Raw genomic sequence first — 12,305 nt, 5'->3', positions numbered from 1 at the left:
GTGCCGGTGGTCATGGGGGGGCGGGTCCTTCCGGGGGGAGCGAGCGGGCGACGCGGAAACCGCCGTGGCCGGTCGAGGAGTCGGGGGTGTTCCGGGAGCGGGCGGCGACCCGGTAGCGGTTGCAGTGGGAGGCGTGGCAGAGGTACGAGCCGCCGCGGATGACGCGCTCGCGGCCGTCGGGGTCCCAGGCGTCGGCGCACCACTCCCAGACGTTGCCGGAGGTGTTGTGGAGGCCGTACCCGTTGGGGGCGTGGGCGGTGGCGGGGACGGTGCCGATGTGTCCGCCCTCCCGCTCCGAGCGGTGCGGGAAGGTGCCGAGCCAGGTGTGGCACATCTCCCGGCCGCCGGGGGTGAACTCGTCGCCCCAGGGGTAGCGGGCGCCGTCGAGGCCGCCGCGGGCGGCGTACTCCCATTCGGCCTCGGTGGGCAGCCGGACACCGGCCCAGGCGCAGTAGGCGAGGGCGTCGTCGTGGCTGATGTGGACGACGGGGTGGTCGGCGCGGCCTTCGAGGTCGGAGCCCGGGCCCTCGGGGGTGTGCCAGGCGGCGCCGCTGACGCCGAGCCACCAGGGAGCCTGCGGGACGGCCCCGAGGACATGGCGTTCGGCGGCGGGAGGGAGCAGCAGGTGGAAGACGAAGGAGGAGCCGAAGCGTTCGGCGTCGGTGCGGTGTCCGGTGGCCTCGACGAACGCGGCGTACCGGGCGTTGGTGACGGCGGTGGCGTCGATGGCGAAGGGCGCGACGGTCACCTCCCGCACGGGGCCCTCGCGGTCGCCGGGGTAGCCCTCGCCGAAGGCGTCCCCCATGCGGAACGTGCCGCCCGGCAGCTCCACCAGGGGATGGGGCGGCGGGGCGGTCCGTACGGTGGGCGACGGGAGGAGCGCGACGGCGTCCCGCCGGCCGGTTCCGGCGGTGCAGCCGCGTCCGGGGGTGCAGCAGGCGCTCATACGGACACCGCCTCGGTCGTGCGCGGTGCGGGCTGCCGGGCCGCCGCGGGTACGGGTACGGGCTCGGGCGCGGCGGCGAGCAGGGCGCGCGTGTAGGGGTCGCGGGGGCGTTCGCACAGCTCGTCGGCTCCCCCGGTCTCCACGATCCGGCCGCCGTGCATCACCGCGATGCGGTGGCTGACCTGCCGGACGACGGCCAGGTCGTGGGCGATGAAGACGAGGGCGAGGCCCAGGTCGCGCTGGAGGTCGGTGAGGAGGCCGACGATCTGGGCCTGGACGGAGACGTCGAGCGCGGAGACGGGTTCGTCGCAGATGAGGACGGCCGGTTGCGGGGCGAGGGCGCGGGCGATGCCGATCCGCTGGCGCTGGCCGCCGGAGAACGAGCGGGGGTGCCGGTCGGCGGCGGCCGGGTCGAGGCCGACGAGACGGAGGAGTTCCGCGACGCGGGCGGGGCGCTCCGCCGGGGTGCCGATGCCGAAGGCGCGCAGCGGCTCGGCGACGATCTCCCCCACGGTCATGCGGGGGTTGAGGGAGGCGTACGGATCCTGGAAGACCATCTGCACACGTCGGCGTACGGCGTGCAGTTCGGCTCGGCCGGGGCGGGTGACGTCCCGGCCGTCGAGGAGGACGCGGCCCGAGTCGGCGGGGTGGGCGTGGGCGAGGACCCGGGCGAGGGTCGACTTCCCGGAGCCCGACTCGCCGACGATCCCGAGGGTCTCCCCCGCGGCGAGGGTGAGCGAGACGTCGTCGAGGGCGGTGAAGCGGCGCCGACGGCTCCGGTACGTCTTGTGCACTCCCTCGGCGGCCAGGACCACTGCTCCGGGTGCGGGCCGGTCGATCCGGGCGGGCGGCGGGGGCGGCGGCAGCGGTTCGGCGTGTTCGGCGGCGGGCAGGCAGGCGGCGCGGACGGTGCTCCCGGGCGCGCCGACGGCGACGAGCGGCGGGGCAATGGTCCCGCAGCGGTCCTCGGCCAGGGCGCAGCGGGCGGCGAAGGCGCAGCCGGCGAGCGGGAGGCTCAGGTCGGGCGGGGTGCCGGGGATGCCGGTCAGCCGGGTGCCGGAGGGGGCGGAGAGCCGGGGTACGGCGGCGAGGAGTCCGGCGGTGTAGGGGTGGCGCGGGCGGGTGAGGACCTCGGCGGTGGGGCCGTCCTCGACGACCGTGCCTCCGTACATCACGAGGACGCGCTCGCAGGCGCGGGCGACGACGCCCATGTTGTGGGTGATGAGCACGACGGCGGTGCCGGTGCTGCGGGTGAGTTCGCCGAGGAGGGTGAGGATCTGGTCCTGGACGGTGGCGTCGAGGGCGGTCGTCGGTTCGTCGGCGAGGAGGATGTCGGGTTCGCCGGCGAGGGCCATCGCGATCAGGATGCGCTGGCGCTGGCCGCCGGAGAACTGGTGCGGGTGGTCGTCGAGGCGGCCCTCGGGGTCGGGGATGCCGACGAGGCGGAGCAGCTCGACGGCCCGCGCGCGCCGGGCGGTCCTGCCGCGCCGGAGGGGGGCGTCTGCAGCCCGGGCGGGTCCGGCGGGGGCGGGGGCGGGTCCTGCGTGGGTGCCTGCCGCCCGGGAAGGTCCGGCGGGGACGGGTCCGGCGTGGCCGCCTGCCGCCCGGGCGGGGGCGGCGTGGGCGCGGAGGACCTCGTCGAGGTGGCGGCCGATCGTGAGGACGGGGTTGAGGGCCGTCATCGGGTCCTGGAAGATCATGCCGACGCGGGCGCCCCGTACGGCGCGGAGCCGGTCCTCCCCTGCCGTGACGAGGTCCTCCCCGTCGAGCCGGACCGAGCCGCCGCTGATCCGTCCCGTGCCGGGCAGCATTCCGAGCAGGGCGAGGGCGGTGGTGGACTTGCCGGATCCGGACTCGCCGACGACGGCGAGGGTCTCGCCCCGGCGGAGGGTGAAGGACACGTCCCGGACGGCGTGCAGCCTCCCTCCGTCGGGAGTCGTGAACTCCACGTCGAGGCCCTGGACTTCGAGGAGCGGTGGGGTGGTCATCGGCGTATCTCCCGGTTCAGAGCCTCGGCGGTCAGGGAGAGGCCGAGGACGAGCACGGTCACGGTCACGAGCGGTCCGGCGGCGAAGTGCGGAGCCTGGGCGAGATAGGGCATCGACTGGCTGAGGACCGCTCCGAGGGTGGGTTCGGGGGGCCGGACACCCACGCCGAGGAAGCTCATCGCGCCTTCGATGAAGACGGCGACGGTGAGGGAGACGGCGATCTGGACGACGAGCGGGTCGGCGGCGTTGGGCAGGATGTGGCGGGTGAGGATCCGGCCGCCCGAGGTGCCGCCGACGCGGGCCGCGGTCACGTACTCCCGGCCGCGCTGGACGAGGATCCCGGTGCGCAGGAGCCGTCCGAAGACGGGGATCTCGGCGAGCGCGACGACGAGGATCACGGGGAGCCGCCCGGGGCCGAGGACGGCGGTGACGGCGAGCGCGAGGATCAGTCCGGGGAAGGCGAGGATCAGGTCGAAGGTGCGCTGGACGACGGTGTCCGCGATCGGGTGGGCGGCCGCGGCCAGGGCGAGCAGGCAGCCGAGTACGGCGCCGAGCGGTACGGCGACGACGATGATGCCGAGGTCCGCGCGGATGCCGTGGAGCAGCCGGGCGAGGAGGTCGCGGCCGAGGTCGTCGGTGCCGAGCGGGTGGCCGGGGGTGCCGGGCGGGGCGAGCGCGAGGCCGCTCTGGTCGGTGGGCCCGTGTCCGGCGAGGAGCGGCGCGAGGAGTCCGGCGAGGACGACCAGGCCGACGAGGGCGAGTCCGGTGCGGCCGCGGGCGGTGGCGAGGGCTGCCCGGTAGGGGTGGCGGCGGCGCGCGCGGGGCGGCGCGGCCTTCGTGAGGGTGGTGGTCATGGCGGTCACTCCCACCTGATCCGGGGGTCGAGCCAGGCGTGGACGAGGTCGGTCAGCAGCTGGACGAGGACGAAGACGGTGACGAGGAGCAGCAGGAGGTCCTGGACGACGGGGTAGTCGCGGCGGACCAGGGCTTGTTCGGCGAGCTGGCCGAGGCCGGGCCAGGCGAAGATCGCCTCGACGAGGACGGCGCCGCCGAGGAGGTGGCCGGTCTGCATGCCGAGGAGCGTGACGACGGGCGGGAGGGCGTTGGGCAGGGCGTGTCGCCAGAGGAGGCGTCGCGGGGCGATGCCGGCGGCGGTGGCGGTCCGGACGTAGTCCTCGGCGAGGGCGCGTTCGATGCCGTCCTTGAGGTACCGGCCGAGGACGGCGGCGCTGGGCAGGGCGAGGCAGAGGGCCGGCAGCACCAGGTACTGGACGCCGAGGTCGGGTGCGGTGAGGAGCGGGACGCGTCCGCCCGGGGGCAGGACGCCGAGGACGACGGAGAAGAGGAGGACGAGGAGGACGCCGGTGACGAAGGGCGGCACGGCGAGCGCGGCGGTGGTGAGGATCCGTACGGCCCCGACGGTCCAGCGGTTGCGGGAGGTGGCGCCGAGGATGCCGAAGGCGCCGCCGAGGACGACGACGAACAGCAGGGCGCCGAGGGTGAGTTCGACGGTGGCGCCGAGTCCTTCGGTGATGAGGTCGGCGGTCTGTCCGCCGATCGCGTAGGACGGTCCGAGGTCTCCGGTGAGGAGGTCTCCGATCCACCGGAGGTACTGGGTGTGCAGCGGGGCGTCGAGTCCGAGGCGGGCCCGGATGGCCGCCTCGGTCTCGGGGCTCGCGTCGGGTCCCGCGAGCACGGCCGCGGGGTCTCCGGGGACGAGCCGGAGGACGGCGAAGGCGACGAAGGAGGCGACGAGGAGGACGAGGAGGACGGAGGGGAGCCTCCGCAGCAGGTAGCCGCGCATCTCATCCCGCCAGGTAGGCGTCGTCGAGGTTGAGGTACGAGAACTTGTTGAGGGCGACGCCGTGCAGCTTCTTCGCGGAGACCTGGACGGCGCCGCGGATGACGAGGTCGATGATGAACGCCTCGTCGAGGAGGGTGTCGGTGATCTGCTGCCGGAGGGCGTTGGCGCGGGCGCCGGTCCCGGGGGTGGTCCAGGCCTCGCGGACGATCTTCGTGTAGGCCGCGGAGCGGAACTTCGAGGTGTTCTTGGCCTCGTTGAAGGGGTACGCGCTGACGGCGAGAGTGGAGGGCTGGACCTGGGCGAAGCCGTGGCTCATGGTCCAGAGTCCCGGCATCTTCTGGGAGATGAGGTTCTTCTGCGCGGTGGCCGGGTCGGTGGGCTGGAGGGTGACCTGGACGCCGATCTGCTTGAGGTCGTACTGGATGGCCTCGGCAACCGCGGTGTCGCCGGGCAGGTTGATGTGGAGGAGCGGCAGGTCGAGCCGGGTGTGGCCGGCCGACTTGAGGAGCTCGCGGGCCTTTCCGGGGTCGTACGTGTAGTGGGTGCGGCCGGCCTCGGTGAAGGCGGGCGAGGACTTGGGCCAGGGGGTGGCGGAGGCGAGCCCGTAGCCGCCGAGGACCTGCTTGAGGATCCGTTCGCGGTCGATGGCCCGGGCGAGGGCCTGCCGGACGGTCTTGTCGTTCAGCGGGGCGACGGTGGTGTTGACGCCGAGGTAGTAGGCGCCGCCTCCGGTGGTGTACTCGCTGAGGGCTAGTTCGGGGGTGGAGGCGACGACGGCGAGGTTCTTGCCGGGGACGCTGAAGGAGAGCTGGGACTGGCCCGTGCGGAGCGAGGACAGCAGGGCGTCGGCCTGGGGCACGACGCGCAGTTCGACACCGTCGAGGTAGGGGCGGTCGGGCTGCCAGTACGTCGCGTTGCGGGTGAGGCTGAGGCCCGTGCCCGGGCTCCACCGGGTCAGCCGGAAGGGCCCGGTGCCGTTGAGCTTCTTGCCCGTGACGGCGTCCTCGACGCTGTTCCGATCGGTGATGATCATGAACTCGAAGAGGTCGAAGAGGTTGTTCACGGGATGGGCCAGCCGCAGGACCAGCTCGTGGTCACCGCGCTTCTCGAAGCCGGTGACGGCGGCCGCCGTGGCCCTCAACTGGGCTGCTCGGAGAGGGTTCTGAAGGTTCTTCACCGCGAAGACCACATCGTCGGCGGTGAAGGGACGGCCGTCGTGGAACGTGACGCCGGTACGGAGCCTGAGGGTGATGCTGCGGCCGTCCTCGGCGTAGTCCCAGGAGGTGGCGAGCTCGGGCTGCGGCTTCAGCTCGTCGTCGTACCGGGTGAGCGTGTTGTAGATCAGCCGCTGCTGGAGCGACTGGCCGCTCTGGGCGAAGAGCAGGCTGGGCGTGAAGTCGCTGTTGACGGCGACGGTGACGGTGCCGCCTCGGCGGGGTCCGGCCCCGGCCTTTCCGGCGGGCGCCTCGGCCTCGGAGACCGCCGAGCGGCAGCCGGCGAGTCCGAGACCGAGCAGCAGGGTGCCGCCGCCCGCGGCGCGGAGGGTGGTGCGCCGGGAGGGGGCGGTGGGCGTGGAGGAGTACAGCTCGGTCATCGATGCCTGCCTGGGGAAGAGGTCGGAGGCGCGCGGGACGCACGGATTCGTTCCGCTGCGGAAGAAACGAGGGAAACAAGGAAGGGGGAGGAGGGAGGGCCCGGCCTCCCGCAGGTACGGGGTTCCGGCGCCGCACGCGGCGCTACGGCGACGCGGCGACGCGGTCAGGAGGTGAGGGCCTTAAGGGGAGACGCGAGGAGAGAGCTACGCGGTGAGGGTGTGAGCGACCCGGCCCGCGTTCGGGACCTCGGAGGGCGCGGACCGTCAGAGGAACGACGGCGGGCGACCCGCCTTCGGCAGCGCCGGAGCGGTACGGGTGGGGCCGGTGCGGTGGCCGGCGCCTGGATCAGACGCGGACGGCACAGACCGCGCCGGCCTGTCGACAGAGGTCGACGTGCCTGCGGCAGATGAGGCTCATGTCCGGATTCACGGGAGCAATATGACAGTGGCTTCGCGGGGCGGTCAACCGGACCTGACCGCATTCTGAGACGACATCACCTGCCACCCCTTCCTGGGAACAGCTCTTCGATGACCTCAAGAGGCTTTCTGAACAGGGGATTCAGCAGAACCGTACCGGCCGCGACAGGCAGCGTGGCTGGTCCAGCATGTGGACTGACGATACGTTCGGGGTCGTCGCAGACATGCGAGAGGTCGATCGCGGCCCCCCGGATCTCCTCCAGGTACTCCGGTTCCAGGACGCTCGCCTGCTCGGTCACCACGACCAGATCGGGGTTGACGACGTCGAGCAGGAGGGCGACGGCGCGCCCCACCGCGCGGGCCCGCTCGCGCAGCAGCCGGTCGGCGCGCCGGTCCCCCGCCGCCGCCGCGTCCACCACCAGGAAGGTGTCGGGTTCGGGCACGATCCCGCGGCGCACGGCGGTGCGGCCGAGCGCGGTGTTCGAGGCGGTCGCCTCCAGGCAGCCGGAACGTCCGCACGGGCAGGGGACGGTGGAGTCCGGCACGGGCAGATGCGCCACGTCACCGGCCGCGGCCCCGGGGCCCTGGTGGACGACCCCGGCGAGCCCGACGGCCGCGTCGACGACGTTGCCGATGAACAGGTGGACCAGGCTCCGCCGTGCGGCGGGCCTGCCGAAGAGGATCTCCGACTGGGCGATGGAGCGGGCGTGGTTGTCCAGCCGCACGGTGTGTCCGCCGAGCCCGCGGGCGAGTTCGGCGGCGAGCGGGCGGCGGCGCCAGCCCAGGGCCTGGTGGCGGACGACCACGCCCTCGGCGGGATCCACCCAGCCGCCGACCGCCGCGCCGACCCCGAGCAACGGCCGCCCCCGTGTGTGCGCGTCGAGGAAGGCCCGGAGTTCGCGGGCGACGGCACCGGGCAGCTCGTCCGGCGCGATGCCGTCGTGGGGATAGAGGTGCCGGGCCAGGACCTGTCCGCGCAGGTCGACGAGGGCGAAGGTGGATCCCGGGACGCCCAGATGGACACCGCCTGCGACCGGTCCGCCGGAGGCGCCGACGTGCAGGTCGACGGGGATCTGCGGCCGCCCCACTCCGCCGCTTCCGGCCGGTTCGGGCAGCTCGCGCAGGAGACCGAGCCGGGTGAGGTCGGTGGCCTGGCGCGACACGGCGGCGGGACTGAGGCCGGAGAGCCGGGCGACCGCGCTGCGGGCCACCGGTCCGTGGTCGAGGACGGTCCGCAGGACGGTGGCGGCGTTGGCCTCGCGCCGGCCGTCGCCGGCCATCCGGGAACCGTGCGGGGTGTTCCTCGTCATGGGTGCCTCTCTGGTCTCTGTTGCGGTGGTGTGAAATCCCGGGCTCGCCCCGGCGGGGACCGGCGGTCTGCCGCCCGTGTCCCTTCCGGTCTCGCCACCACCGGAAGTCATCGCAGGTCACAGCAGGTTCGACGCGTCGGTGCGGACCGGGCCGGGGGCGCCGGGCAGGCGCCGATTCAACCATCGGGCGCGGCCGTCCGGGGAGCGGACGGGCGCTTGACGTGCCGCGGCGGCCGCTGCGAGTCTCCGGGACATGTTCGCGACCTCCTCCTGTCCCGCCGTCTCCGGCGTCTGATCCTCGCGACCCCCTGCCGCGAGCGGTAGGCCGCTCCGGCCCCCACCCGCCGTGTCCCGCACTCGAGGCCCCGCCGGCAGCGGCCCGGTTCGACACGGCGCCCGTACGACGCGGAAGAACCGGCGGAAACCCGTCGGCTCTCGCGGGGGCTCCCCGCCTCCTCATTACTTCCGCTCCGAGATTAATTCCGTCCGGGCCCGTCGCGGCCCTGGACGGGCACCTTCCGCCACCTGTCCGGGACCCTTCCGGACCCATGAAAGGACCCACCATGTCGACCGCGACCACCACCGAGTCCGTCAGCGAGTCCGTCACCGTACAGAAGGTCGGCGGCCGCCTCGGCGCCGTCATCTCCGGCGTCCGCCTCGGCGGCGACCTGTCCGCCGGGACCGTGGCCGAGATCCGCTCCGCGCTCCTCGCGCACAAGGTCGTCTTCTTCCGCGGCCAGGACCACCTCGACGAGGAGGCCCACGAGGCCTTCGGCCGGCTCCTCGGCACACCCGTCGCCCACCCCACCGTCCCCTCGGCCGACGGGCGTTACTCCTTCCCGATCGACTCGGACTACGGCGGCCGCGCCAACCAGTGGCACACCGACGTGACGTTCGTGCCCGCCTACCCGGCGTTCTCGATCCTGCGCGCGGTGGTCATCCCGCCGTACGGCGGCAACACCCTGTGGGCCAACACCGCCACCGCGTACGAGAACCTCCCCGAACCGCTGCGCGCCCTGGCCGACAGCCTGCGCGCGGTGCACTCCAACGACTACGACTACGCGGCCCTGCGCCCCGGCGCCCTCCCGGAGCAGCTCGCCCGCTTCCGCGAGATCTTCGCCTCCACGAAGTTCCTCACGGAGCACCCGGTGGTCCGGGTCCACCCCGAGACCGGTGAGCGGACCCTGCTCCTCGGCAACTTCGTCCAGCGGATCAGCGGACTGACCGGCGCCGACTCCCGCGCCCTGCTCGGCCTTTTCCAGTCGCACGTCGAACGCCCGGAGAACACGGTGCGCTGGCAGTGGCAGGTCGGCGACGTGGCCATCTGGGACAACCGCGCCACCCAGCACTACGGCGTGGACGACTCCGACGAGCACGTCCGCAAGCTGCGCCGCGTGACCATCGACGGCGACGTGCCGGTCGGCGTGGACGGACACGCCTCGGTGCTCCTCTCCCCCGAGTCCGTGCCGGACCCGGCGTTCGGCATCGCCTCCGGCGACTCGGCGGACGAGTCCGCGGCCGTATGACCGACGTCCCGCCCCGGGTGATCGTGGTCCTCACCGACCAGCAGCGGTGGGACACCACGGGCGCCCACGGGAACCCGGCGGGGGTCACGCCCGAGTTCGACCGGCTGGCCCGCGAGGGCACCCTGGTCGAACGGGCGATCACCCCCAACCCGGTCTGCGCGCCGGCCCGTTCGGCGCTGCAGACCGGCCGCTGGCCGACCTCCACCGGGGTCTTCCGCAACGGCCTCCCGCTGCCCGCGGACACGCCCACCCTCGCTTCGGTCCTCGGAGCGGCGGGTTATGTCACGGGGTACATCGGCAAGTGGCACCTGGCGGGCGAGGCCTCGCCCGACGGACCGGTGCCGCCCGGGCTGAGGGGCGGCTACGGCCACTGGCTGGCCTCGGACCGGCTCGAGTTCACCTCGGACGCCCACCGCACGGTGGTGTTCGACGAGGACGGCGAGCCGGTCCGGTTGCCGGGATATCGCTCGGACGCGCTCGTCGACGCGGCGATCCGCTTCGTCGCCGACCATCACGACAGACCGTTCCTGCTCTTCCTCTCCCTGCTCGAACCCCACCACCAGAACGCGACGGACGACTACCCGGCGCCCGCCGGGTACCGCGAGCGGTACGAGGGCAGGTGGCTGCCACCGGACCTCGCCGCGCTGAGCCCGACCGCTCCCCAGGGGGGCGCCCACCGCCATCTCGGGGGCTATCTCGGGCAGATCAAGCGGGTGGACGAGGGGGTGGGGCGGCTGCGCGACGCGCTGCGCAGCCTGGGCATCGAGGACGACACCGTGCTCGCCTGGACCGCCGACCACGGCTCCCACTTCCGCACCAGGAACTCCGAGTACAAGCGCTCGGCGCACGACGCCTCCGTGCGGGTGCCGTGGGTCCTGACCGGTCCGGGCTTCCGGAGCGGCGGTCTCGTGCGGCAGCCCGTGTCCACGGTCGACCTGATGCCGACCCTGGTCGAGGCCGTGGGGCTCGACGTACCCGAAGGCGTGCAGGGCCGGTCGCTGATGCCGCTCGTCGGCGGCGGGGCCGACCCGGACCGGCCGGAGTCCGTCCTCGTGCAGATCAGCGAGGACCAGGTGGGGCGCGCGGTGCGCACCGAGCGGTGGAAGTACGTGGTGTCGGCGCCGCCCGGGGCGGACCCCTGGCGGGAGGCGGCAGCCGGTCTCTACCAGGAGACGGAGCTGTACGACCTGGCCGCCGATCCGTACGAGCTGGAGAACCTGGTGGGCCTCGCCTCCCATCGTGGGGTGGCCGACGGACTGCGCGACGCGCTGGCCGAGTGGCTGCTGCGGGTCGAGGGAGCAGGCCCGGTCATCGAGGCGGCGCCCTCGCGGAGCCTGGACCAGCGGCGTCCCGAGCCCTTCCCGGACGGCCGGGTCCCGTGGGAGGGGGTGCGGTTCGGTCACCACCGCTGACCGGGGGCGGCGCCTCCGACGGCGGCAGCTCCGGCCGGGGGCGGCGCCGACGAGAGTGCCTCCGACCAGGGGCGGCGCCTCCGACGAGGGTGCCTCCGACCGCGGGCGGCACCTCCGACCGAGGGCGGCCGCCGCCGGTCACTTCAGTGCGCGGGGCGACCCCGTACGGTCAGCCGGCCGGCTTCGCGTAGTCGGCGAAGCCCGTCCAGTCCAGCGCCACGCAGGCCTCGTCGCCGAGGACCCACGCGTCGTGGCCCGGCTCGACCTCCATGTAGTCGCCGGCGCCGTACTCCGTCGTCTCACCGTCGTCCATGACGACCTTCATCCGGCCGCTGACGATGTATCCCATGTGCGACGCCTGGCAACTGGCGGTGCCGGCGATCGGCCCGACGTGCTTGGACCACTGCCAGCCCGGCTCGAACACGGCGCGGCCGACCGCGCCACTCCTGCCGCTGACCAGGTCGAGCCTGCCCTTGCCGTCCTCGAAGGGGCGGGTCTCGTCCGCCGCGTCGAAGTTCTTCTTGACGATGCCGGTCATCATTCGCTCCCGGCGATGGAGGGGTGGAATCCCCGAGTCCACTTCCCAGCCTACGCGGCGGCCTTCTGTCGGACACCTCTGCGTACGCGCGCGTACCCGCGCCGGGAGCGATTCCCCCGCGCATTGAGTTTTTGTTGAACGGAGCTCGCCGTTTGGTGGTTCCCCTCATATCCGCAGCTCAAATTCTGTGCGCATCCCTTATCGGACAGACCTACACATAAAGGCCAGATAAGAGCACAATGAAGCAGCGGCACCATGTGCCGCAAGTGCGGTCAGACGTGTATGACGCCAGAAGGAGGCGAGTCGTATGGCCGACGTCTCTCACCGTCCTGGTGATATCGCAGGACACCCCGATGCGCCGGAAATGCGGGACCGATATGCCCGTATGCTCCAGACCCGAGGTGTCGCGGCGGTAGAGGAACTCGTGATCCTCGCCGGTATCTACGCCGCGATCTCCGCGTGGACGGTCCACTTCTCCGCCACCCAGCCCGCGCTCGCCATCAGCAACCTGGTCGTCGGCATCGCCCTCGCGGTCCTCGGCCTGTGCATGTCGATGGTTCCCGAGCGCTCCCAGGACCTCAACTTCGTCGTCCTGCTGATGGGCGCGTGGCTGATCGTCGCCCCGTGGGTGGTCGGGTCGAGCCCCGACACCGGCACCATCCTCAGCAACGTCATCACCGGCGCGTGCGTCTGTCTGTTCTCCCTCACGGCCGGCGGACTGCTCATGACCAAGCGAAGGACGTGACGCCCTGATCCTCTCCCGGAACGGC

Annotated in this window: 10 protein-coding genes; 3 read left to right on the top strand and 7 right to left on the bottom strand. The window is 73.2% G+C overall.

Going from position 1 to position 12,305, the window contains the following annotated elements; genetic code table 11:
* Window positions 1-10 precede the first annotated feature (10 nt).
* From AMK27_RS03295 to AMK27_RS03270, 6 genes are all read right to left on the bottom strand, one after another.
* The gene (locus AMK27_RS03295) at window positions 11-946 is read right to left on the bottom strand and encodes a formylglycine-generating enzyme family protein (RefSeq protein ID WP_079188165.1); all 936 of its coding nucleotides are present in this window, start codon (window positions 944-946) and stop codon (window positions 11-13) included.
* The gene (locus AMK27_RS03290; protein WP_073902490.1) at window positions 943-2,934 is read right to left on the bottom strand and encodes a dipeptide ABC transporter ATP-binding protein; all 1,992 of its coding nucleotides are present in this window, start codon (window positions 2,932-2,934) and stop codon (window positions 943-945) included. The genes AMK27_RS03295 and AMK27_RS03290 overlap by 4 nt, the downstream gene beginning before the upstream one ends.
* Window positions 2,931-3,788 (bottom strand): ABC transporter permease, encoded by an 858-nt coding sequence (locus AMK27_RS03285; RefSeq protein WP_107425495.1) that lies wholly within the window; start codon window positions 3,786-3,788, stop codon window positions 2,931-2,933. Before AMK27_RS03285 ends, AMK27_RS03290 begins: the two co-directional genes overlap by 4 nt.
* A 5-nt stretch (window positions 3,789-3,793) precedes the next feature.
* Window positions 3,794-4,738, bottom strand: a complete 945-nt coding sequence (locus AMK27_RS03280; RefSeq protein WP_073902488.1) for an ABC transporter permease — start codon at window positions 4,736-4,738, stop codon at window positions 3,794-3,796.
* Window position 4,739: 1 nt separating this feature from the next.
* Window positions 4,740-6,332 carry an ABC transporter substrate-binding protein gene (locus AMK27_RS03275; protein WP_073902487.1) on the bottom strand — a complete coding sequence of 531 codons (1,593 nt, stop codon included), beginning with the start codon at window positions 6,330-6,332 and terminating at the stop codon, window positions 4,740-4,742.
* Window positions 6,333-6,826: 494 nt separating this feature from the next.
* Window positions 6,827-8,059, bottom strand: a complete 1,233-nt coding sequence (locus AMK27_RS03270; protein ID WP_073902486.1) for an ROK family transcriptional regulator — start codon at window positions 8,057-8,059, stop codon at window positions 6,827-6,829.
* Window positions 8,060-8,622: 563 nt separating this feature from the next.
* Between AMK27_RS03270 and AMK27_RS03265 the strand changes: the two genes are divergently transcribed.
* Window positions 8,623-9,585, top strand: a complete 963-nt coding sequence (locus tag AMK27_RS03265) for a TauD/TfdA dioxygenase family protein (protein ID WP_073902485.1) — start codon at window positions 8,623-8,625, stop codon at window positions 9,583-9,585.
* The gene (locus AMK27_RS03260) at window positions 9,582-10,997 is read left to right on the top strand and encodes a sulfatase-like hydrolase/transferase (RefSeq protein ID WP_073902484.1); all 1,416 of its coding nucleotides are present in this window, start codon (window positions 9,582-9,584) and stop codon (window positions 10,995-10,997) included. The genes AMK27_RS03265 and AMK27_RS03260 overlap by 4 nt, the downstream gene beginning before the upstream one ends.
* A gap of 169 nt (window positions 10,998-11,166) precedes the next feature.
* Here the strand turns inward: AMK27_RS03260 and AMK27_RS03255 are convergent, their stop codons facing one another.
* Window positions 11,167-11,535: a cupin domain-containing protein gene (locus tag AMK27_RS03255; RefSeq protein ID WP_073903878.1), complete on the bottom strand. Its 369-nt coding sequence runs from the start codon at window positions 11,533-11,535 to the stop codon at window positions 11,167-11,169.
* 385 nt (window positions 11,536-11,920) lie between these two features.
* Between AMK27_RS03255 and AMK27_RS03250 the strand changes: the two genes are divergently transcribed.
* Window positions 11,921-12,280: an SPW repeat protein gene (locus AMK27_RS03250; RefSeq protein ID WP_231076223.1), complete on the top strand. Its 360-nt coding sequence runs from the start codon at window positions 11,921-11,923 to the stop codon at window positions 12,278-12,280.
* Window positions 12,281-12,305: the final 25 nt, after the last annotated feature.

Origin of the sequence: Streptomyces sp. CB02009 (assembly GCF_001905825.1) — a bacterium.
Lineage (GTDB): Bacteria > Actinomycetota > Actinomycetes > Streptomycetales > Streptomycetaceae > Streptomyces.
Note: the sequence above shows the minus strand (reverse complement) of the source record. Positions and strands in the feature narration are given on the sequence as shown.

Bases quoted from the DNA above. Each gene is read 5' to 3' on its own strand.
- AMK27_RS03270 (WP_073902486.1), bottom strand. From the start codon at position 8,059: ATGACGAGGAACACCCCGCACGGTTCCCGGATGGCCGGCGACGGCCGG.
- AMK27_RS03265 (WP_073902485.1), top strand. From the start codon at position 8,623: ATGTCGACCGCGACCACCACCGAGTCCGTCAGCGAGTCCGTCACCGTA.
- AMK27_RS03275 (WP_073902487.1), bottom strand. From the start codon at position 6,332: ATGACCGAGCTGTACTCCTCCACGCCCACCGCCCCCTCCCGGCGCACC.
- AMK27_RS03285 (WP_107425495.1), bottom strand. From the start codon at position 3,788: ATGACCACCACCCTCACGAAGGCCGCGCCGCCCCGCGCGCGCCGCCGC.
- AMK27_RS03250 (WP_231076223.1), top strand. From the start codon at position 11,921: ATGCTCCAGACCCGAGGTGTCGCGGCGGTAGAGGAACTCGTGATCCTC.
- AMK27_RS03280 (WP_073902488.1), bottom strand. From the start codon at position 4,738: ATGCGCGGCTACCTGCTGCGGAGGCTCCCCTCCGTCCTCCTCGTCCTC.
- AMK27_RS03260 (WP_073902484.1), top strand. From the start codon at position 9,582: ATGACCGACGTCCCGCCCCGGGTGATCGTGGTCCTCACCGACCAGCAG.
- AMK27_RS03255 (WP_073903878.1), bottom strand. From the start codon at position 11,535: ATGACCGGCATCGTCAAGAAGAACTTCGACGCGGCGGACGAGACCCGC.
- AMK27_RS03290 (WP_073902490.1), bottom strand. From the start codon at position 2,934: ATGACCACCCCACCGCTCCTCGAAGTCCAGGGCCTCGACGTGGAGTTC.
- AMK27_RS03295 (WP_079188165.1), bottom strand. From the start codon at position 946: ATGAGCGCCTGCTGCACCCCCGGACGCGGCTGCACCGCCGGAACCGGC.